The 21,484-nt window shown below is 60.5% G+C and carries 21 protein-coding genes; 16 read left to right on the top strand and 5 right to left on the bottom strand.

The genetic code is table 11. The features are described from left to right. Positions 1 to 435: 435 nt before the first annotated feature. The gene (locus LQK84_RS21485) at positions 436 to 1,542 is read right to left on the bottom strand and encodes an MFS transporter (RefSeq protein WP_230830830.1); all 1,107 of its coding nucleotides are present in this window, start codon (positions 1,540 to 1,542) and stop codon (positions 436 to 438) included. Next, positions 1,508 to 1,978, bottom strand: a complete 471-nt coding sequence (locus LQK84_RS21480; protein WP_230830829.1) for a MerR family transcriptional regulator — start codon at positions 1,976 to 1,978, stop codon at positions 1,508 to 1,510. Before LQK84_RS21480 ends, LQK84_RS21485 begins: the two co-directional genes overlap by 35 nt. 286 nt (positions 1,979 to 2,264) lie before the next feature. Here LQK84_RS21480 and LQK84_RS21475 point away from each other — a divergent pair, with 286 nt between their 5' ends. Further along, positions 2,265 to 2,636: a TIGR03067 domain-containing protein gene (locus LQK84_RS21475; RefSeq protein ID WP_230830828.1), complete on the top strand. Its 372-nt coding sequence runs from the start codon at positions 2,265 to 2,267 to the stop codon at positions 2,634 to 2,636. Positions 2,637 to 2,832: 196 nt separating this feature from the next. On the opposite strand, the gene LQK84_RS21470 is transcribed toward LQK84_RS21475, so the two are convergent. From LQK84_RS21470 to LQK84_RS21460, 3 genes are all read right to left on the bottom strand, one after another. Beyond that, a complete protein-coding gene (locus tag LQK84_RS21470; protein WP_230830827.1) occupies positions 2,833 to 3,306 on the bottom strand; it encodes a GNAT family N-acetyltransferase in 474 nt (157 codons plus the stop codon). Continuing rightward, entirely contained in the window at positions 3,306 to 3,920 is a 615-nt protein-coding gene (locus LQK84_RS21465) for a LysE family translocator (RefSeq protein WP_230830826.1), read from the bottom strand. The genes LQK84_RS21470 and LQK84_RS21465 overlap by 1 nt, the downstream gene beginning before the upstream one ends. Positions 3,921 to 4,517: 597 nt before the next feature. Then, positions 4,518 to 5,696 carry an acetyl-CoA C-acetyltransferase gene (locus LQK84_RS21460; RefSeq protein ID WP_230830825.1) on the bottom strand — a complete coding sequence of 393 codons (1,179 nt, stop codon included), beginning with the start codon at positions 5,694 to 5,696 and terminating at the stop codon, positions 4,518 to 4,520. Between the two features lie 123 nt (positions 5,697 to 5,819). Between LQK84_RS21460 and LQK84_RS21455 the strand changes: the two genes are divergently transcribed. The 15 genes from LQK84_RS21455 to LQK84_RS21385 all read left to right on the top strand — a co-directional run bounded on the left by LQK84_RS21455 (position 5,820) and on the right by LQK84_RS21385 (position 21,467). Next, positions 5,820 to 7,763, top strand: a complete 1,944-nt coding sequence (locus LQK84_RS21455; RefSeq protein ID WP_230830824.1) for an acetoacetate--CoA ligase — start codon at positions 5,820 to 5,822, stop codon at positions 7,761 to 7,763. Between the two features lie 44 nt (positions 7,764 to 7,807). After that, on the top strand, positions 7,808 to 8,914 hold the full coding sequence (locus LQK84_RS21450) for a thiolase family protein (RefSeq protein WP_230830823.1): 1,107 nt from the start codon (positions 7,808 to 7,810) through the stop codon (positions 8,912 to 8,914). Beyond that, positions 8,911 to 9,348: a Zn-ribbon domain-containing OB-fold protein gene (locus tag LQK84_RS21445; protein ID WP_230830822.1), complete on the top strand. Its 438-nt coding sequence runs from the start codon at positions 8,911 to 8,913 to the stop codon at positions 9,346 to 9,348. The genes LQK84_RS21450 and LQK84_RS21445 overlap by 4 nt, the downstream gene beginning before the upstream one ends. After that, positions 9,345 to 9,794, top strand: coding sequence for a MaoC family dehydratase (locus LQK84_RS21440; protein ID WP_230830821.1), 450 nt, complete (start codon positions 9,345 to 9,347; stop codon positions 9,792 to 9,794). Before LQK84_RS21445 ends, LQK84_RS21440 begins: the two co-directional genes overlap by 4 nt. Before the next feature lies 1 nt (position 9,795). After that, positions 9,796 to 11,019: an MFS transporter gene (locus LQK84_RS21435; protein ID WP_230830820.1), complete on the top strand. Its 1,224-nt coding sequence runs from the start codon at positions 9,796 to 9,798 to the stop codon at positions 11,017 to 11,019. Positions 11,020 to 11,126: 107 nt separating this feature from the next. Then, positions 11,127 to 11,966 (top strand): GntR family transcriptional regulator, encoded by an 840-nt coding sequence (locus LQK84_RS21430; protein WP_230830819.1) that lies wholly within the window; start codon positions 11,127 to 11,129, stop codon positions 11,964 to 11,966. A gap of 183 nt (positions 11,967 to 12,149) precedes the next feature. Beyond that, a complete protein-coding gene (locus LQK84_RS21425; protein ID WP_230830818.1) occupies positions 12,150 to 12,923 on the top strand; it encodes an SDR family NAD(P)-dependent oxidoreductase in 774 nt (257 codons plus the stop codon). 11 nt (positions 12,924 to 12,934) lie between these two features. Beyond that, positions 12,935 to 13,591: a class II aldolase/adducin family protein gene (locus LQK84_RS21420; protein WP_230830817.1), complete on the top strand. Its 657-nt coding sequence runs from the start codon at positions 12,935 to 12,937 to the stop codon at positions 13,589 to 13,591. Positions 13,592 to 13,663: 72 nt separating this feature from the next. Beyond that, positions 13,664 to 14,659, top strand: a complete 996-nt coding sequence (locus LQK84_RS21415) for a sugar ABC transporter substrate-binding protein (RefSeq protein WP_109855220.1) — start codon at positions 13,664 to 13,666, stop codon at positions 14,657 to 14,659. Between the two features lie 75 nt (positions 14,660 to 14,734). Beyond that, positions 14,735 to 16,249, top strand: coding sequence for a sugar ABC transporter ATP-binding protein (locus tag LQK84_RS21410; protein WP_230830816.1), 1,515 nt, complete (start codon positions 14,735 to 14,737; stop codon positions 16,247 to 16,249). Continuing rightward, positions 16,246 to 17,247 carry an ABC transporter permease gene (locus tag LQK84_RS21405; protein ID WP_230830815.1) on the top strand — a complete coding sequence of 334 codons (1,002 nt, stop codon included), beginning with the start codon at positions 16,246 to 16,248 and terminating at the stop codon, positions 17,245 to 17,247. Before LQK84_RS21410 ends, LQK84_RS21405 begins: the two co-directional genes overlap by 4 nt. Positions 17,248 to 17,255: 8 nt before the next feature. Next, positions 17,256 to 18,227 carry an ABC transporter permease gene (locus LQK84_RS21400; RefSeq protein ID WP_230830814.1) on the top strand — a complete coding sequence of 324 codons (972 nt, stop codon included), beginning with the start codon at positions 17,256 to 17,258 and terminating at the stop codon, positions 18,225 to 18,227. Between the two features lie 9 nt (positions 18,228 to 18,236). Next, positions 18,237 to 19,184 carry a carbohydrate kinase family protein gene (locus tag LQK84_RS21395; protein WP_230830813.1) on the top strand — a complete coding sequence of 316 codons (948 nt, stop codon included), beginning with the start codon at positions 18,237 to 18,239 and terminating at the stop codon, positions 19,182 to 19,184. A gap of 10 nt (positions 19,185 to 19,194) precedes the next feature. Beyond that, positions 19,195 to 19,953, top strand: a complete 759-nt coding sequence (locus tag LQK84_RS21390) for an SDR family NAD(P)-dependent oxidoreductase (protein WP_230830812.1) — start codon at positions 19,195 to 19,197, stop codon at positions 19,951 to 19,953. 74 nt (positions 19,954 to 20,027) lie between these two features. Then, positions 20,028 to 21,467 carry a flavin-containing monooxygenase gene (locus LQK84_RS21385; protein WP_230830810.1) on the top strand — a complete coding sequence of 480 codons (1,440 nt, stop codon included), beginning with the start codon at positions 20,028 to 20,030 and terminating at the stop codon, positions 21,465 to 21,467. The last annotated feature ends 17 nt before the right edge of the window (positions 21,468 to 21,484 follow it).

Genomic DNA, 21,484 nt, shown 5'->3' with positions numbered 1-21,484 from the left:
CAGCCTCCTGCTCGCGCAGCACCCCAATAATCTGCTCTTCTGTAAATCTCTGCTTCTTCATAAGTCCGTCCTCAATGGGCCGAACTCTAATCAATTTTGGAGGAAATTCTCAGTGGCAGGTCAATGTAAGCCGAATCGACAAGTCTCTGCGCCATCAGGCCCAGGCTCAGCACCTGGGTGGTGGTTCAATGAGGAAATAATTTCCGCTTCGGGGCCGGCAGGGGACCGTCCGATCTTGGGTGGCGGGAGGCGATAGCAGCCATGTGCTCTTCTCGCGCTGTTGTCGGAGTTTGGCCCATAGCGGTCATTCGCCGTCGCAAAAATCGGCCGCGACACTCTGAGTTTTGCGACCGAGTTCTGCGACAGAAATTCCCTCTTAATATTCAGGCGCGGTCGATCTTTCGCGAAAGTCAGGAATTCTGTGAAAAGCCCCACTCATCCGGACGAAGCCACTTCAGTTTCGCCATTGTGCGACGGACGAAGGGCAACAATCGCAATTGCGATAAGCCCTGCGCCGACGGCGGCAACCCATGGCGGGCTGGCAGGATAAACGGCAGCAACAAGCGCGGAAGCGCCTGCTACACCGAGATTCATGGCGCTTCCGGCTAGCGCCATCAACGCGCCTCTGCGGCAAGGTGATAGCTGCGCGATATGAGTTTGCAGACCAGGGGCACCTATGCCGCCGAGAACTGCCCAGATCGCCAGAGCCAGCAAGATCGGAATCGGTCCGAGCGCGTCAAAGACATAGGTAACGGCAATAGCGGCCATCACGAACAGCAGTGCGACCCGCATCAGGGCCCGGCCGCTTCCGATCCGCGCAAGCGCGATCGGCATGGCAAAGTTGCCGGCCAGTGTGAGAATACCGAAGGCGGCATAGATCATACCGACCGTTGCCGTATCCCAGTCGTAGAGGGAGCGAAGCCGCTCACCGACGAGGGCAAAGCAGCCGATGGCACCGCCGAGACCTGCCGCCATGGCGATCAGGCTTCCCAACGCTCCAGGCACGAAGAGCGGTCCTGCCGGTTCGGCGATATCCATATTCGGCTGACTGTTCGCCCTGCGAGCCGCACGTAGCGACGGTAGACCGAGCAGCATCACGATCAGAGCTAACCCACCGATCGCGCCGAACGCAAAGCGCCATGACCAGAACTCCGTCGAGACCGCCCCAATTCCAGGGCTGAGGATGATGCCAAGCGTTAGGCCTGACGTGACGAAGGCAATGGCTTTGGCCGCTCCCCTCTCACCGAGATCGCCGGCCATCGCCATGGCGATGCCGAGCATCCCGCCACTGGCCGCGCCGGTCAGGATGCGGGTCGCGATCCCGATGTCGAAGCTAGGGACGAGGGACGTGGCAAGCGATGCCAGGCCGAATACGAGGGTTGCAGGCACGAGCACGGCGAGACGGCCGTATCGGTCGGAGATCCCGCCGAGGATCGGAGCCATAAAGGCCAGCGGTAAGCTGTAGGCGGTGATGAAGAGGGCAATGCGCTCGGGAGGAACCGAAAGGTCAGCGCCGATCGGTGTCAGGATCGGTCCCAGCAAGAATTCGTCGGCTCCGACGAGGAAGGCGATCAGGAAGAGAAATATCAGGCGTAGCATGGTTTGGGTCGTTCCTTTCGTGATGGAGCGAAAGGGACTCCCTGAACATGGCGAGGCGGTCGAGGACCGCTTCCCGCCGTGCATCGAGATCGGCGCGTAGCCGGTCGATATGCTCAAGTTTCTCCAGCAGTTGCGGAATGCCGCCGTCGCAGGGGCCTGCCCCCTCGTCGGAGAGGCAGGCCGCCATGGCGCGGACCTCGCGCGTGGAAAAGCCCGTCGCAATGAGATCGCGGATGCGGCCCGCGCGACGCAGGTCGGCTTCGCTATAGCTGCGATAGCCGTTCTGCGAGCGACGCGCGTCCATGAGGCCCGCCTTCTCGTAGTGCCGCAACATACGCTCCGAAATCCTGAGCCTTTCGGCCGCTTCCTTGATCTGCATCTCGATCCCTTTCCACGCATGCCTAGCACCTTGACACTAGTGTCAATGTCAAGGGCAGGTTTCAAGGGATTAGGTGTCGCGGAAATCGCAATTAACGCGACATTTGTTTTCCTGACTTTTGCGACGTCGCAGAATAGGGAGTTTTGCGGCGGCGGCAATGTCCGCTCCTGGCGCTGAGCAGCAGAAGCGTTTCGGCCCGAAGCGGTCATAACGGCCAGATTGCTTGAGGCATTGCATTTCGACCACAGGTTTTACGATGCAACTTCAGCAAACGGAGGCATTCGCTATGGAAACCGATCTAATGCGATTTCAGGGTCTATGGCGACAGGTGAGGTTTGAAGAAAATGGGATTGTCGATCCAATCGACACTCATGGCGCACCAGATGCGGTCATGACAATCGTGGGCCAGACTTTCCATGTGGCGATTCCAGGTGGGGAAGCGCTAGTCCAAGGAAAGTTCATGATTGATGGCGCTACATCCCCAAAACGCATCGACTGGATCGATAGCATAGGCAGTGATGAAGGGAAGAAGCTTCCGGCCATTTACACGCTGTCAGACGATGCGTTTGAGTTCGCTGCAGCAGATGCTGATATGGAGCGCCCGCAAGATTTTACAGGCGGAAGCGGGATCACTATCAGAGGGTTTGTTCGTGCTTGACGTGTGATGACCGCATTTGGCGCTGAGCAGCAGCGCGTTTCGGCCCATTGCGGTCATCGGTCGTCGCATAAGTCGGTCGCGAAACTCTGATTTTTGCACCTGAGTTTCGCGATAGAAATTCCCCCTTAAAATTCAGGCGCGGTCGATCTGTCGCGAATGTCAGGATTTCTGCGAATAAACCGCTATTAACCGAACATTACAGGTCGGAAGGTTCTATCAGCGCCTTCTCCATATCTACGATCGTAAAACCAGGCCTCGCTGCATTCGGGCGACGGCCGATTTCACGGTAGCCGAGCTTCCGATACAGAGCGATATTCCTAATCATAAGCGCATTGGTGTAGAGCGTCATGCGGGCTTTTCCAGCAAGGCGAGCGCGACGTTCCGCCTCTGCAATTAGACGAGGTCCGATGCCTTTTCCTGCGTTGTCCGGATGAACAGCCACACTGAAAATCATATGATGGTCATCACCCCGTTCAATAGCGACAAGCCCGAGCACCGATTCACCCTCGCAAGCCAGCAAAACGTCGCCGCGTTGGATGCGGGGGCCGTGATCGTCTGTCATGGGCTGGGGCGGACAGCCTAAAACGGGTAGCCAAACCGCATAAGCCTTTTGCGTGATCGAGTGAACGGCAGGCAAGTCCTCGGGATCCGCTTCTCTGATCTCGACCATTAATTTCGTGTCGCGATAGCGGCGGCGGCCCCGCCCAGAGCGACGGCTCCAATCCGGTTGGCAATCCGTGTGGCACGAGGGGTTCGCAACAGAAACCGCGCCTTGTGGGCAAGGAAGGTCCAGGTCAGATCGATCGCGGCCAGCGTCATCAGCGTGATGGCGGCGAGGATCGCCCATTCCCGAACTCCTGTCTCCGAAAGGTCGATCAGGGATGGCAGAAGGGCAAGGTAGAAGACCATGATCTTCGGGTTGCCCAAGGTGAGCGCCATGCCCGCACCGAACATGGACAATGGCGAAGCCCGTCGAGGAAGATCGTCAGCAGCTTCGCCCACCGGCTTGCGCCACATCTTGAACGCCAGCCAGCAAAGATAGGCGACGCCGAGCCACTTCAGGACACGAAAGCCGAACTGAAATGTCTGCGCCAGCGCGGTGAGGCCAGCCATGGCCATGGTGAGCCAGATCACTTCGCCGATCCACATGGCAGCGACGAAGGGGATCACGTCGCGCCAACCGCTGGTAATCACACGCGATACCAGCGCGGCGATGCTCGGACCTGGAGTTCCCGCATTCAGAAGCAGGGCACCGGCAAAGATGGCTACAGACATTAATTCCATGGCTTCCTCGGGTTAGATCGACCTAGAAAACACAAATCATAGCCCATCAATGATCGCTCTTCTATGCACTCGCGAAAATCCCAATTAAAGCGACACTTGTTTTCCTGACTTTTGCGACGTCGCAGAATAGGGCGTTTTGCGTCAGGCACAATGTCTCCTATTGGCGCTTTGCAGACTAGGCGAGCAGACCGGCAGGTTTCGGGCAAACGACAGAACATGCTGAAAGGCCTATATGGAGGCGCTTTCCTGCCATTCATGTTGGATCAGCACGGCTGCCGCTCTGGCGGACCCAAATACGGCGAACCGTTTTTCAAGCCGCCAAAACAGGCCGAATTGACAAGTCTCTGCGCCATCAGGCCCGTGCTCAGCACCTGGTCGCAGTTCAAAGCGGAAGTAATTTCCGCATTTTGCTTCTCCCCTTTCGCCATTCTGAATCGTTGCGCCGAGCGCATTTTCGGTCTCAGTTTATGATCTCATTTTTCATTGAGCACCTCGAGATGCGTTCCATTGTTGGCGGCCGCGCCGCACGCGTCGACCTTGTTTCGACCTTTAACCGAATCAGTGCGGCTGCGGTTTTGCGTCTCAAGCGACCCGCTGTCAGGCTCGTTCCAGGCAGATGGCGACGCCCATACCGCCGCCGATGCACAATGTGGCAAGTCCGCGTCTGGCATTTCCGCGCATCATTTCATGCGCCAGCGAGACGACGATCCGGTTTCCGGAGGCGGCGAGCGGGTGACCGAGCGCGATCGCGCCGCCATTGGGATTGGCGCGTTCCGGGTCCCAGCCCATTTCCCTGTGCACGGCAATGGATTGCGCCGCGAAGGCTTCGTTGACCTCCATCACATCGAGATCGCCGACGCTCCAGCCGGCGCGGCTGAGCGCGCCGCGTGCCGCGCCGACCGGGGCGAGCCCCATATCCATCGGCTCCATGCCAAAGCTGGCATAAGAGGCGATCCGTGCCAGCGGCGTCAGGCCAAGTTCGTTCATCCGTTTTTCCGAGGCGACGAGAACGGCGGACGCGCCATCGTTGAGGCCCGAGGCATTGCCGGCGGTGATCGTTCCGTCCTGCTCAAATGCCGGGAGCATGGCGGCCAGACGTTTGAGCGTTGTGGCGCGCGGGTGCTCGTCCGTGTCGAAGACCTGTGGTCCATTGAGAGACGGCACGGAGACGGGAGCGATTTCGGCGGCAAAACGTCCGGCCTCCTGCGCCGCGAGCGCCTTTTGCTGGGAGGCGAGGGCGAATGCGTCCTGCTCCGCGCGGGTGATCTGGAAGCGCCGTGCGATCTGCTCGATCGTCACGCCCATATGGACGTCGTGGAACGTGTCCCATAGTCCGTCCAGCACCATCATGTCGCGCATGGCGATGTCGCCCATCTTCTGGCCGAAACGGGCCTTTTCGACCACGTAAGGCGCGCGGCTCATGGAATCCTGCCCGCCGGCGAGGATCAGGTCCGCCTCGCCGGCCTTGATGGCCTGGGCCGCCATGTGGATGGATTTCTGCCCCGCGCCGCACAACATATTGAGGGTTGAGGCCGGGACATGGACCGGCAGACCACCGCGCAGCGAGGCCTGTCGGGCGGGGTTCTGCCCCGCGCCGCCGGAAAGCACCTGTCCGATGATGACCTCATCAATGGCGGCCGGGTCGACATCCGCCTCCTTCAGGAGATGCGCAATCACCTGCGCGCCGATCTCGGCGGCCGCAAGCTCCGACAATGCACCGCCGAGCCGTCCGATTGCCGATCGCTTCGCCGCGACGATGAACACATCCGTTGCCATATCAGTCTCCCAAATTCTTGTCATGATCAGAATATTGACATTCTGGTTATACTCAAAATATAGTCCGTCGTGAAGCAGGGTGGGGCCGAAATTTCCGACCCGCCCGGAGGAGGATTAGAAGACATGGCGGAGAAGCTCTGGAGCCCGCCCGAAACCATGGCGCATGGTTCGGGAATGGCGCGGTTTGCCCGGATGGCGGGGATCGACCCGAATGATTACGACGGCCTTCATCGCTGGTCGATTGCCACGCCCGGTGCATTCTGGCGCTCTGTATGGGACTTTGCCGGTCTTGTCGGCGAGCCGGGGGATCGCGATTTCGTGCCTTCGTCGAAGGCCTGGATGACGGGTGCGGCCTTCTTTCCCGATGCGAAGCTCAATCTGGCGGAAAACCTGCTCCGCGGGGCCGGCGAGGCCGTCTGCGTTGTGGAGACTGACGAGGCAGGAGGTCGCCGTGAGGTCAGGCGAGATTGGTTGCGCGCGGAAGTCGCCCGCGTCGCTGCGGGTCTGAAACAGGCCGGCGTCGGTCAGGGCGACCGGGTTGCGACCATTCTGCCAAACCGGATCGAGAACCTCGTCACGCTGCTGGCCACTGCCTCGATTGGTGCGGTCTGGACCTCCTGCTCGCCGGATTTCGGCGCGGCGGCCATTCTCGACCGCATTGGCCAGGTGCGACCCAAAGTGGTCTTTGTGCAGGCGCAGTTCCGTTACGGCGGCAAGGCGTATGATATTGCCCAGCGGCTGGAGAGCATCATCGCGGGTCTCGAAGGGCTGGCAGAGGTCGTTCACGTCGGCCCGGCCGGCTTCTCCTGCGCCGCGCCGCTCGCGGATTACGCCGAATTCGGCACTGCGGAGGCTGCGCTTGACTTCGCGCGCATCGGCTTCAACGAGCCCGTCTATATTCTCTATACGTCTGGCACGACCGGCAAGCCCAAGGCGATCGTGCATCGCACCGGCGGCGTGCTGCTCCAGCAGGTGAAGGAACATCTGCTGCATGGCGACGTGCGGTCGGGCGATCGGGTGCTTTGGTACTCGAACACCGCCTGGATGATGTATCACTGGATCGTTTCGGCGCTCGCCTGCGATGCCGTTCTCGTGCTTTACGACGGTGCGCCGATCCTCAAGACCGAGACCGGTCTCGATTGCACACCGCTCTGGCGGATCGTGGAAGGCGAGAAGCTGACGCATCTCGGCATCTCGCCGAAATATCTGGCGACTCTGGCAGATAGCGGCTTCGAGCCGGACAAGGCCTTCGATCTCGGCTCCCTGCGCTGGCTCATGTCGGCCGGAAGTCCGGTCGCGCCGCATCAGTTCGACTGGATCTACAGCGCGATCAAGAAGGACGTTGGCTTTGCCTCTATCTCGGGCGGCACCGAAATCATGGGTTGTTTTCTCCTCGGTTCGCCGCTGCACCCTGTCCGGCGCGGCATGCTGACGGTCAAGGCGCTGGGCATGGCGGTGAATGTTCTCGACGAGCGCAGCGCGCCGGTTGTCGGGCGCGCGGGCGAACTCGTCTGTACCGAGCCTTTCCCCTCCATGCCGCTCACCTTCTGGGGGCCGGATGGCGACGAGCGCTATCGCAAGACTTACTTCGCCGACCGGGCCGAAATCTGGACCCATGGCGACCGCGCGACGATGAATGCCGATGGCAGCGCGGTCATCCATGGCCGGTCGGATTTCACGCTCAATCCTGGCGGCGTTCGCATCGGTACGGCCGATATCTACAATGTGTGTGAGCGGTTTGCGGAGATTGAAGACTGCATTGTCTTCGGCCGGCCGATCGACAATGACGAGGAAATTGTTCTGTGCCTGAAAATGGCAGAAGGGCGCAGCGCGGACGCCGAACTGGCCAGGTCGATCCGGAGCAGGTTGCGCGCCGAATGCTCGCCCCGCCATGTGCCGGCCGCGATCTACACGGTGGCTGACATTCCCTATACACTGAACGGCAAGCGCGTTGAAGGGGCGGCAAAGGCCGTCGTCTCAGGACTTGAGGTTAAGAACAAGGACTCGCTCGCGAATCCGGCAAGCCTGTCCGCTTTTGCCGCACTGCGACCGGAGGCGGCGCTGTGATACGGTCCAAGGCAGTATTGATTGGTGTGGGATCATTGAAGCCCGTGCGCCGGACGGAAGGCGAAACGACGCTGGGCATGCTGGCGCGGGCTTCAGCCCTGGCGCTTTCCGATGCAGGCTTGGAGAAGGACGCCATTGACGGACTTCTGGTCGGTCCGCAGGTCGGCGAGACGCCGCAGCATGTTCCGGCGACTGTGTCGGAGTATCTGGGTCTGCAGCCAAACATGTCCAATGTGGTCGATCTTGGTGGAGCTTCGGGCCCCGGCATGATCTGGCGCGCGGCGGCGGCCATCGATGCCGGTATGTGCGAGACGGTGCTGTGTGTCATCGGCAATCACCGCAATCCGGAATCGCCGCGCAGCCCTAACCGCAATCCTATCCGCGAATTCGACGTACCCTTCGGCGCTTCCGGTGCCAACATTTCCTATGCTCTGCTGAAGCAGGCGCATATGGCGCGCTACGGCTCGACGGATGAAGATTTCGCGCTGATCGCGCATTGGGCACGCGCCAATGCGCAGCGCAACCCGAACGCCATTTTCCATGGCCAGCCGGCGAGCGTCGAGGATGTGCTGGCTTCTCCGCTCATCGCCTCGCCGCTTCGTCTGTTCGAGATCGTCATGCCGGTAGCGGGCGCTGAGGCGGTCATCGTCACCTCGGTGGCGCGGGCCCGGTCGCTGGGCGGGCGGGCCGTCCATCTTCTGGGTGCTGGCGAAAAGATCACTCATCGCGCCGTCAGCCAAGCTCCGGATCTGACCTCGGGACCGCTCAAGCCTTCCATGGCGCGGGCGTTTGCGCAGTCGGGTCTGACGGTGCGGGACATGAGCTTGCTGTCGCTCTACGACTGCTACACGATCATGGTGGCGACTACGCTTGAGGATTCCGGCATCTGCCCGCCCGGCGGCTTTGGGGCCTTCATGCGGGCGCATGATTTCGGGCCAGAGGGCGACTGGCCGCTCAATACCCATGGCGGACAGCTCGGCTACGGTCAGCCGGATCTCGCGGGCGGCATGACGCATGTCACTGAGGCCGTGCGCCAGTTGCGCGGCGCGGCGCAGGGCCGCCAGATCAGGGATCCGCGCTTTGCCCTCGTGACCGGCAATGGCGCCACGATGAGCGAGGCGGTTGCGCTCGTTCTGGGAGCAGACGCATGATCGATCTTGCAGAACTGAAAGTGCCCGGTCCGACGGAGACGGAGCTGACGAAGCCCTTCTGGGCGGCGGCGGCCGAGGGCCGGCTTCTCATCCAGCGCTGCGACGACTGCGGCCGCACCGTCTTCTATCCGCGCGAGATTTGCCCGCATTGTTGGAGTGCCAGACTTGTCTGGGCGGACGCATCCGGGCGGGGACGATTGAAGTCCTTCTCGACCATCCACAAGCCCGGACATCCGGGCTGGCAGCCGGCGGCACCTTACACCGTCGGGCTGGTCGAACTGGAGGAGGGGCCGACCATGCTCTCTTTCATTTTACAGGGCACTGAAGCGCCACGTGTCGGCAAGGCGCTCGTCATGCAGCCCACCGATATCGGCGGCCGGGTGCTGCCGGCGTTCAAAATCGTTAACGACAGTAAAAAGGGAGATCAGTCATGAGCGAGACCAAAAGCGGCTGGGACGGCGTCATCAAGGGCATGCCAGCCGAAGGCGCGGTTGCCGAGCGCAGCCGCGTGACGCGGATGGAAGACATTGCCGCCTTCACCGACATGACCGGCGACCGCAACCCGGTCCACTATGACGAGGCGCTGGCGAAGAAGACTTCGTTCGGAAAGCTGATCGTGCAGGGCGGCGTCACCACGGGCATTCTCAATGCCTGCGTCGCGGAGGATCTCCCCGGTCCCGGCACGGTGTTCCTCAACACCAATCTCAATTTCAAGAAGGCAGTGGGCGTCGGTGAGACCATTACCGGTCGCGTGGAGGTCGTGTCGGTGCGGCCGGATAAGCCGATCTGCCAGCTGAAGGTCTCGGTCTATGATGGCGCCGGCGATGTCTGCGTCGAAGGAACGGCCGTCACCTACACGATGCCGCTGCTAGGACTGTGACATGACGGGAGATGCGCATGACGGACAGCGCTGGCAGGCGCTGTCCCTGATCTGCCTCGGCGTTGTCGGCGCATTGACGACTTGGTTTTCGGCAACGGCCATCCTGCCGGATCTGATCCGGCAAAATGGGCTGACATCCACAGAGGCGGCATGGTTTACCAATGCGGTGCAGGTCGGCTTCGTGGTGGGAGCGCTGCTGACGTCGCTCGTCAACCTGCCCGATCTCGTGCGCATGAACCGGCTGATTGCGATGTCCGGCGTTCTCGCTGCGCTTGCCAATGCATGCCTCCTCATCGACCCGCCGCCGCTGTTGGCGATTCTCGCGCGGTTCACCACGGGACTTGCGCTCGCCGGCGTTTATCCGCCGGCGTTGAAGCTGATGGCGACGTGGTTCGTGAAGGGCAGGGGGCTGGCGCTGGGCTTTCTGATCGGCGCGCTGACGCTCGGTTCCTCCATGCCTCATCTGTTTCGGGCGCTGATGGGCGGGGCGGACTGGCGCACTGTGGTTCTTCTGTCCTCGGGCACCTGCATACTGTCTGCACTCCTGTTTGGTCTGGCCATTTCCGAAGGCCCGTTTCCGTTCGGAAAGGCCACATTCAACCCGGCGCAGATTCTCAAGGTTCTGAGTTCGAAGCCGGTCTTTCTCGCCAATCTGGGCTATTTCGGCCACATGTGGGAGCTCTACGCCATGTGGGCCTGGATTCTTGCGTTTCTGAACGCAGCGTCCAAGGGACTGGTGCATACCCCCTTTGGCTCAGCGTCCATGTTCAGCTTCGTCATCGTCGCGTCCGGCTTCGTCGGCTGCGTCTTTGGAGGCATATTGTCGGATCGGATCGGGCGTTGCCTGACCACGGCGGGCATGATGACCGTATCGGGGCTCTGTGCCGTTTCGATCGGCTTCTTCTTTAGCGGCCCTGTGTGGCTTCTCACGTTGGTCGCGATCGTGTGGGGCATGACGATTATCGGCGATAGCGCGCAATTTTCCGCTGCCGTAACCGAACTCTCCGACCAGCGCCTTGTCGGCACGGCGCTTGCGATGCAAATGGCGATCGGTTTTGCGCTGACAGTTGTAGCCATCTGGCTGACGCCGCTCTTTGCCGGCGCTATTGGCGGTTGGCAATGGGCTTTTCTGTTGCTGGTTCCCGGACCGCTCATTGGCATCGCAGCGATGCTGGTCCTTCGACGCTTGCCTGACGCCGCCAGGCTGGCGCACGGTGCACGCTAACATGTGTTTCACCGCAGCTTGAAGTCTTTGTGGGTTCGCTTTAATTCATTCCTCTTGACCTGTATCGTTCCAGTGCTTCGATCCAGGTGCATTCGCGGGGAGACCACATGGCGACAGAAATTCTTGAAAAGCGTGGCCGGGGCAGGCCGCGTAACGTCGAGGAAGACAGTCGTAATGCGGAGCTTCTGGCCGAAATCAGTGCTGCAGGTCTGATCGACCGTACGAGTTCCACGCCGCTTTGGGTCCAGCTAAAAAATGCGCTCGCGGACAGGATCGGCCGCAAGCTCTTCTTGCTAGACGATCCTTTGCCCTCCGAGCAGACGATGTGCGAAATTTTCAATGTTTCGCGTCCGGTCGTTCGCGCCGCTCTCGCGGGCCTCTCAGACGAGGGACTGGTCACCAAGGTTCCGCGCCGCGGCATTTTCGTTTCGCGGCCGCGGATGGAGACGAACTTCCTGACCTCCAACGTCTCCGTTCATTCGGACCTTGAGGCGCGGGGACACAAGGTGACTTCGCAGACCTTCGAGTTCCGCCGTGCTCAGCCTGACGAGGAAGAGAAGCGGGTCTTTGACCTGCCGCCAAATGGAACGGTTATCCGCGTTGGCCGCATCTATCGCTCGGACGGGCGTCCAATCACCCATACGCTGATCTCGCTGCCCGGCCACAAGGTGCCAGAAATGGAGAATATCGATATTTCCGACCAGTCCATCTTCCAGATCCTGAAGGACCGCTACGGTCTCGTTTCCCAGCGAGCCGAACGTTGGTTCACGGCGGCGCTGCCGGACGATGATGTTGCCCGGCGCCTGGAGATTGCGCCCGGCCAGCCCGTGATCTCGATCGAGTCCATTGCTTACGATACGAACGGCGCCCCTCTAGAGTTTTATCGCGCCTTTTACAACTCCGCTGTCGCGCGCATCCACGTCTCCACCGGCACCTTCAAGAACTGACCCCACCTCTTATTCTGGTAATACCCAAAAAATTTCCAATTTATGGTAATAACCAGATTGACAATGATCGGATGCCACGGCATCGTATGATCAGGGAGGGAGGAAACAGCTCCCACACACATCATAAGAGAGAATTTCGAGCTTCGGGCGGCCGATGGGTCACTGTCCGAAGAGGAGGACGTTTTGCGCTATTCAACTGCTTTCGACCTGTCCGGTCAGGTCGCCGTCGTAACGGGCGGCGCAAGCGGCATCGGGCTCGAATCCGCGCGTGCACTCGGTCAGTGCGGCGCCGCAATCGAGCTTGTCGATTTCAATGCCGTGACACTGGCCACTGCTGCCGAAACGCTCGGGAAGGATGGCGTCAAGGTTGCGACCAGCGTGGTCGACGTGACGGATCCGAAGCAGGTGAATGCCGCAGCCGAGCAGATTTTTGCACGGGCAGGTCGTGTTGATACGCTGCTCAATTCGGCCGGCATCGCGAAGCTGCATTCGGCCATCGAGATCAGCGACGAGGACTGGCGGCGGGTCATGGACGTGAATGTCAACGGCACGTTCTGGTGCTGCCGGGCCTTTGGCGCACGCATGATCGAGGTTGGCGGCGGTTCCGTCGTCAACATGGGCTCCATGTCCGGGACGATTGTCAACCGCCCGCAATTTGCCTCCAGCTACATGGCCTCCAAGGGTGCAATCCACCAGCTGACCAAGGCGCTGGCGGTGGAGTGGGCGCAATCCGGCGTACGGGTCAATGCGCTGGCGCCGGGCTATGTCGCGACAGAAATGACGCTGGCGATGCGGGCAAGGCCGGAGCTTTTCAATACCTGGCTCGACATGACGCCCATGGGGCGGCTCGCCGAGCCTCAGGAGATCGCGTCGCTGGTGGTTTTTCTGGCCTCCGCGGCATCGTCTTACATGACCGGTTCGATCGTCGCCGTCGATGGCGGCTACACAAGCATATGAGTGAGGCATGCATGAGCAACTTTTCAACCGATTCGGAGCGGGATATCCGCGAGGGGATCATCGAAGCCTGCCTCGAAATGAATCGCGTAGGCATCAATCAGGGCACGTCCGGCAATATTTCGGTGCGCTGGAACGACGGCATGCTGATCACGCCGACATCCATGCCTTACAAGCAGATGAAGGTCGAAGACATTGTCTGGATGGGCTTTGACGGTTCAGTCGCCGGAAATCGGACGCCGTCTTCCGAATGGCGTTTCCATCTCGATATCATGCGAACCAAGAGCGATGTCGGAGCAATCGTTCACGCCCATCCCCATGCCTGCACGACATTGTCGATCATGGGCAAGGGCATTCCACCGCTGCATTACATGGTTGCCATTGCCGGCGGGCACGACGTGCGCTGCGCGCCCTATGCGACGTTCGGCACGGAAGAACTGTCGCGCAACGCGTTGGCTGCCCTTGCCGACCGCGCCGCCTGTCTGCTCGGCCATCACGGGATGATCGCGACGGGAAAGACGCTCGACCGTGCCATGTGGATGGCCGTAGAGATCGAAACTTTGGCCAAGCAGTATCTCGCGTGTCTGCCCTTTGGAGAGCCGCCGCTGCTCAGTGTTGAAGAAATTGAGAATGTCATCAGCCGCATGAACGGATACGGTCACGCGGGCTGACGACGATTGAACCAATTGGCGTCGAAAGGGAGTTCGATGCCATTGAATTGATGCAAACAGGAGGAGTTCAAAATGCGTCATTCCATGAACATGAGCCGTCGCACGACGGTGAAAATGGCAGCCCTTGCCGCCGCTCTTGCCGTTGTGCCGATGGCGGCGCACGCGGATGGCGACGAAGGCATGTCTCTGAAGGGCAAGACAATCGGCATTTCGGCCGTCGGCACCGACCATAACTGGGACCTCAAGGCCTATCAGGGTCAGATCGACGAACTGAAGCGCCTCGGCGCGGAAGTCATTGCTCTGGACGCCGGCCGCAACGACCAGACCCAGGTCAGTCAGCTCCAGACGCTGATTTCGCAGAAGCCCGATGCCATTCTCGAGCAGCTGGGCAATCTCGATGTCCTCAATCCGTGGCTGAAGAAAATCAAAGAAGCCGGCATTCCGTTGTTCACGGTCGATACCGCCACACCGTATGCCATCAACAACACCACGTCCAACAACTACAATATCGGCGCGGAACTGGCGCTTCAGATTGTTCAGGACATGGGTGGCAAGGGCAAGATCGCGGTCTTCAACGGCTTCTATTCGGTGCCGGTCTGCAAGATCCGTTACGATCAGTTGATGTATGTGCTGAAGTCCTTCCCGGACATTGAAGTCATCAAGCCGGAACTGCGCGACGTTATCCCGAACACGGTGCAACAGGCCTATTCGGACACGACCGACGTGTTGACCAAGAACGGCAAGGATAGTGGGCTGAAGGCTATCTGGGCTTGCTGGGACGTGCCGATGGTCGGCGCAACCCAGGCGATCCAGGCTGCCGGCCGCACCGACGTGAAGACCTATGGCGTCGATGGCAGCCCGGATTATGTCGAAATGGTTGCCGATCCGAAGTCGCCGGCAGGCGCGGTTGCGGCACAGCAGCCTTACAAGATCGGTGTCCAGGCTGCCCGCAACGTGGCCGCCTATCTGAACGGCAAGACGGTACCGCCGTTCACCTTCGTTTCGTCGGTCCTGATCAACAAGGAAAACGCCGCCACCGTTGGCAAGGACTTCCTCCCGAAGAAGTAAGCCGCAACATGCGCACCGCCTCCTCTTGCGGGAGGCGGTGCGCAACCTTTTGACATGCGGAAAGTGGAGTTTGGCATGAGTGAGATCGCCATCGACATGCAAGCGATCAACAAGGCTTTCGGTCCCGTTAAAGCCCTGGACAGCGCGAACCTGAAGGTTGCGTCAGGAACGATACATGGTCTTGTAGGCCAGAACGGCGCCGGCAAATCGACGATCATCAAGGTTCTTGCCGGCATCTACGGCCGCGACACCGGTTCTGTTTCCGTTTTCGGCAAGCCGCTGAACGGCATAACGCCTGCCAGCATCGAGGCAGAGGGCGTACACTTCATTCACCAGGACCGGCTGCTTGTGTCGACCGCGACGATTGCCGAAGCGATCTTCCTGCGCAACGAGCCGCGCTTCGGACCCTTCATCAATTATGGTGCGATGAACCGCCGCGCTGCGGAATTGCTCAAGCGCTACTTTTCGCTGACCATTGATCCCAAGACGCTGATTTCCGAGCTTTCGACCGCCCAGCAGAAGATCGTGCAGATCACGCGGGCGCTCGCCAACAATGCGAAGGTGCTGGTGCTGGACGAGCCGACGGCAGCGCTTGTGAAAAAGGAGGTCGACAGCCTCTTTGCCGTGCTGCGCAGGCTGAAGGCCGAGGGCTTGGCCATTGTTTTCATCTCGCATTACATGTCGGAGATCGAGGAAATCTGCGACACCGTCACGGTGCTTCGCAACGGCACCGACGTCGGTGTCGTTGATCCTCGCGCCGTTGGCATCCAGACCATCGTGGACATGATGACGAACCGCGATACCTCGGAAATGTATCCGAGGCGCAGCGTCGACATCGGCGGACCTGTCCTGGAGGTCAACGGTCTGACGCTGAATGGCCACTTCCAGAACGTCAGCTTTGCGGTTCGCGCCGGCGAAGTCGTCGGGCTGACGGGCCTTCTCGGCTCGGGTGACAAGGAATTGCTGCAATGCCTCTTCGGCCAGAAGCAGCCGAATTCGGGCTCTATCAAGGTCGACGGCCGCGAGGTCAAGTTCCGTGCACCGGTCGATGCGGTCGGTAAGGGCATCGCGATGATCCCCGAGGACCGACGTGCACATGGGGTCGCGGTCGGACTTTCGGTCGGGGAGAACATCTCGCTCGCTTCTCTCGGCGATGTGTCGAACAAGGGTTTTATCAGCAAGAGTAAGGAAGCAAATGCCATCGACAGCCTGATCCGGGAGCTCGGCATCAAGACGCCGAACAGGCACACGCTTGTCCGCAACCTTTCGGGCGGCAACCAGCAGAAGGTGGTCGTGGCGAAATGGCTGTCCTGCAACAGCCGCGTCTATCTCCTCGATGAACCCACGGTCGCGGTTGACGTCGGGGCCAAGATTGAAATCTACGGGCTTATCAACCGGCTGGCCTCGGAGGGGAAGGCGCTGATCTTCGTCTCGTCCGATCTCGAAGAGATTGCCGAGATGTGTGACCGCGTCCTTGTCATCTATCGCGGCCGCATCATCGATGAGTACCAGCGCGGGGAGGTCGATGCCGATCGGTTGCTCGCTGCTGCATCGGGCGCCTCGCAGAACGAAATGAGGAAAGCGCAATGACCATGGTTGCCGAACAAGCTCCTGTTGTGGCCGAGAGCCGCATGAATTCCCGCTTCCTGATCAAGCTTCTGATCCGTCTCGGAGCGTTTCTGGCCTTTGGCGGCATCATGGTCTATTTCGCCATGACCGCGCGCGGCTTTACTGGCCCATTCAACATTCTGAATGTGATCGAGCAGTCTGCTATCCTTTGCTTTCTGGCCTATGCCATGACGATCGTATTCATCGGTACGGGCACGGATGTGCAGCGCGGCGGGATCGATCTTTCGGTTGCGGCCAATGCAGGGCTTTCTGCCGCGATCTACGTGGTCCTGCTCAACCATGGCTATGGTGATGTGCTGGCGCTTCTTGCGGCGATCGGCACCGGCCTCGCAGTTGGCTTCCTCAATGGCGTCGCTATTGTGTCGCTCAGGATCATGCCGCTGCTGGGCACGCTTGCCGTCATGAACATCGCAGGCGGCCTTGAGCTGACGATTACGCAGAATACGGTGATTTCTTCGACCTCGCCACTGCTCGATATCCTCAGTTCCGGACGCTTTCTCGGCGTGAGTTCGCTCGTCTGGTGCCTTCTCATCGCGTCCGTGCTTTTGATCTGGATCGTCCATTTCAGCGCCTTGGGCCTGCGCCTCTATGCTGTGGGCGGGCATATCGAGGCAGCGCGCGCGGCGGGCATCGCAACGGGTCGCTACATCTATGGAAGCTATATCTTCTCCGGCCTGATGGGCAGCCTCGCGGCGATCTTGATCGTGACGCGCCTGTCCTCCTCGACGCCGGGTACCGGATTGATGCTTCTGCCGGCCCTGGCTGCCGCATTGCTCGGCACAGTTTTCTCGCGTCGCTTCATCCCGACCATCGGAGGCACATTGCTGGCGGCCCTTTTCATCGGCTTCCTGGCCAACGGTTTCCAGCTCCTGGGTGTCTCTTCCTACTGGGTCAGCGGCGTTCAGGGTGTCCTGATCCTGCTGGTGGTCGCAGTCACGTCCTTCGCGAAAAAGTCCTGAGGCCTGTCATGACAAGCAGAAACGCAACCTTCTCCGTCGAAGCCTTTTCCAATTATGCCGTGATCGTGGCCTTCGTTGCAGTGATCGTCTTTTTTTCGATTTTCGCGGACGGCTTCCTGTCGGCGGACAATCTGTTCAACCTGATCTCCAACCGTGTCGTGCTGTTGGCCATAGTGGCGCTCGGCATGACGATTGTGATCGCTGCCGGGGGCATCGACCTTTCGGTCGGTGTTGCCATCGACCTGTCATCGATGGTTTTCATCATGATGATCGCGGCCGGCTACATGGGGCTGTGGGCTGTCTGCGGCGGGCTCGCTGCGGCCTTCTGCGTCGGACTGCTCAACGCCTTCCTTATCAACAAGCTGAAGATCGACGCGTTTCTGGCCACGCTCGGGGTGCTCTTCATCGGCAAATCCGTACAGCAGCTGGCCACGCAGGGTGGCAACCCGATTTATCTGACACGGGCGGAGTTTGCCGCGCCGTTCGATGCCATCACGCGCACCGGTCTCTTCGGCATTCCGACGCCAATGATCGTTCTCGTTGCTTGCGCAATCGTCGTCTATCTCGCCGTGCATCGCTCTGTGTTCGGACGTTACATTGCAGCGCTTGGCGCTCAGCCAGGTGTGGCGTGGTATTCCGGCGTGCGCGTGCCGCTCTATCTTTCGGCGGCTTTTATCGCCTGCTCGGTCCTTTCGGCGGTCACCGGTATCCTGCTTTCCTCGACTGTGCGCTCCTATGTTCCGTTCTCGGGCGATGCCTTCTTGCTCGATGCGATTGGCGCGACCTTTATCGGCACGGCCGTGAGCTCGGAACGCAGGCCGTCGGTTCTGGGCACTCTGCTCGGCGTCCTGTTGCTCGCCGTCATGCGCAACGGGTTGCTGCTGATCGGCTGGAACTTTTTCTGGCAGCAGGTGGGCATCGGCGTGCTGGTCTTCCTGGTGCTCGGACTTTCCTTCGGCCTTCGCAAGCGTTTTGAATAGGAAATGAACATGACACGATTTGACGTAAGCGCGGTCGGCTTTGCGGTTCTGGATATCCTGGGCCGCCCGGTGACGCGGATCCCCGAGGGTGGACGTGCGGATTTCATCGAGGAAATCCGCATGACGGTCGCCGGCACAGCCGCTGCTACAGCGATGGACTGCGCGATCCTCGGCCTGAAAACCCGCATGGTCACGACCGTCGGTGATGACGACATGGGCGACTTCCTGATCGCCAAGATGCAACGCTATGGCATGAACACCGATCTCGTCCGGCGTGACAAGACCGTGCAGACCTCGTCCACCATTCTGCCGGTCCGCCCCAACGGCGAGCGTCCGGCGCTGCATGTGCCGGGGTCGGCCACGACCTTCAAGGTGCATGACGAGGATCTGGAGGGGGCGCTCGACGCTCCGATCGTCCATGTCGGCGGGACCGGACTACTGAAATCCTTCGACGGCGACCCGTCGATCGCCTTCATGCGTAAGGCCAAGGAGATGGGCCGGACGACCACATTCGACCTCATCCAGGCGAATCCGCATACGGTCGAGTTGGTGAAGCCACTTCTGCCCTATATCGACTATTTCGTGCCCTCCATCGAAGAAGCGGCGGAAATGGCGGGCACCGAAAAGCCGGCTGATGTGGCGCGCTTCTTCAAGGAACGCGGCGTCAAGAATGCCGTGCTGACGCTCGGCGGCGCCGGCGTTTATGTGTCGCCGGAGCAGGGCGATGCCTTCACGCTGCCGGCGCATGACATTCAGGTGGTCGACACGACGGGCTGCGGCGACAGTTTTACTGCCGGCATCATTGTCGGCCTTTCCAAGGGCTGGGATTTGCGCACCAGCGCACGCTTCGCCACGGCCGTCGCCGCCAAGGTCGCCATGGGCCTCGGCTCGGACGGCAAGCTTCAATCTTTCGACGACACATACGCGGCTATGAACACGCTGCCGCTCAAGGGCTGAGGAGATCACGATGGGACAACTCGACAACAAGGTCGCTCTGATAACGGGCGCCAGCCGCGGCATTGGCGCTGCACTTGCGGTGGGGCTTGCAAAACACGGCGCCGATATTGCGATTTGCGATCTCGCCCGCCAGGCCGAAGCATTGGCGGACGTGAAGAGGCAGGTGGAGGCCGAAGGTCGCCGCTGCTTTGCCCATCATGTCGATGTGTCGAACATAGCTGAGGTGGAAAGCGCGGTCGCCGACATCACCGCGGAGACAGGAGGCATCGACATACTCGTCAACAATGCCGGTATCCTGAAGCCGTCGCTTTTGGAAGAACTGCCGGAAGCCGACTGGGACGCGCATTTCAACGTGAATGCCAAGGGCGTCTACCTCATGACCAATGCCGTGCTGCCGCAGATGCGTGCGCGTAAGAATGGGCGCATCATCAACATCGCCTCCATCGCGGGGCGGCAGGGCGTCGCCACCCAAGGCCATTATGCCGCAACCAAGGCGACCGCCATCACGCTGACGCGGGTCTATGCGCAGGAAGTCGGCATGGACGGGATTACCGTCAACGCGATCTGCCCCGGCATTATTCTCACCGAGATGGGCAAGAACAATCTCGGCTCTGACGAGGCGATCCGTCACTGGCAGGATGTCGCCGCGTTGAAACGGCTCGGCTATCCCGATGATATCGTCGGCCCGGCTGTCTTCTTTGCCTCCGACCTGTCCGCCTTTGTCACCGGGCAGGCATTGAATGTCTGTGGCGGAATTTACTTTCACTAAGTTCAAATGACGTGAAGCCTTTCAACGGCGCTCGCATGTGCCGTTGAGGCCAACTTCCATTGTCGAGATAGATCATGAACCAGGTTGCCATCATAGGCGCGGGACCGGGCGGTCTCGTTGCGGCCCGATTTCTGAAATCGCAGGGCTTTTCGCCGGTCCTATTCGAGGCCCATTCGAATGTCGGCGGTCAATGGGACCATACCAACCCGATGTCGGGCGTGTGGCCGCAGATGCGTACCAACACCGCGCGCATGGTCACGCGCTTCTCTGATCTGGACCACCCAGAGCACGTGTCGCTTTTCCCGCGCAACACCGAGATTGCAGCGTATCTGAGGACCTATGCCGAGGCATTCGGTCTCCTAGATGGCATTCATTTCTCGACAAGGCTTGTGGGGCTGGAGCGCTCGGACGATGCATGGAAACTTGTTCTTGAGACTGAGGAAGGTCGCAGAGAGACGCATTTCAACCGGGTCGTCATCGCGACGGGCGCCTATAATCGACCCGACATTCCGGTTGTGCAGGGTCTCGAGGAATTTGCAGGCTCCGCCGGTGTGATCCATGCTTTCAGCTACAAGGACCCCGAGCTTTACCGGGGCAAGCGGGTCTTGATTGCCGGTGGCAATATCTCGGCGCTGGAAATCGCCTCCGATCTTGCGATGCTCGGTGCCGACCGAGTCGCCACCGCGATGCGCCGCCAGCGCTATGTGATGCCAAAGCTGATCGCCGGCACGCCGGTTGAGAGCTATGGCTTTACCCGCGCTGCGGCCTTGCGGCAGGAGCGGGAGGATCCCGAGGTTCTGGCGCGGGAAACGCGTAACTTCGTGCTTCAATATGGCGGCAATCCCGCCTGGTTCGGCGCGCCGGAACCGCACGAGGATGTGCGGGTTGCCGGGACGACGGGCAGCCAGAACTTCCTCAACCTCGTCGCCGAGGACCGGATTTCGTGCTTCCCCTGGATCGACCGCATAGAGGGGCGACGCGTCGTGTTCACGGACGGCCGTGCCGAGGATTTCGACGGGATCATCTTCGGAACCGGATATCGGCTGAATCTGCCGTTTCTGTCGTCTGACCTTCGCGAGACGCTGGAAGTGGGAGAAAAGGGGCTGACTCTGGCTGAGCAGACTTTCCACCCCGACACGCCGGGCCTGGCCTTCATGGGCCTTTACGCGCAGATCGGCCCATATCTTCCGGTACTGGAACAACAGGCTCGCTTTCTGGCCTATTCTTGGGGTGGTGCAATCGCTTCCATGAGCGAGGGCGAGGCCTATGCGGCTTGCGAGGCATCACGCCGTAACCGAGGCGGCGATCTTTATCAGCATGTCCAATCCATCCGCTTCGCACGGTTGGCGCAGTGTGATCCCGAGGGGCGTATCGATCCCGAGCTTGCCGATCTTCTGTCGCGCAACGCCGTCACCGCCCTCTCGTTCAGGCTCGTCGGACCTGACGCCCTTGCCGGTGCGGAAGCGCAGGTGCGGGCGGGCGCCGCCCGCTATGGACGCAAAATTCTCACCTGAACAATCGAAACCGGGAG

Origin of the sequence: Rhizobium sp. C4 (assembly GCF_021026315.1) — a bacterium.
Lineage (GTDB): Bacteria > Pseudomonadota > Alphaproteobacteria > Rhizobiales > Rhizobiaceae > Ensifer_A.
Note: the sequence above shows the minus strand (reverse complement) of the source record. Positions and strands in the feature narration are given on the sequence as shown.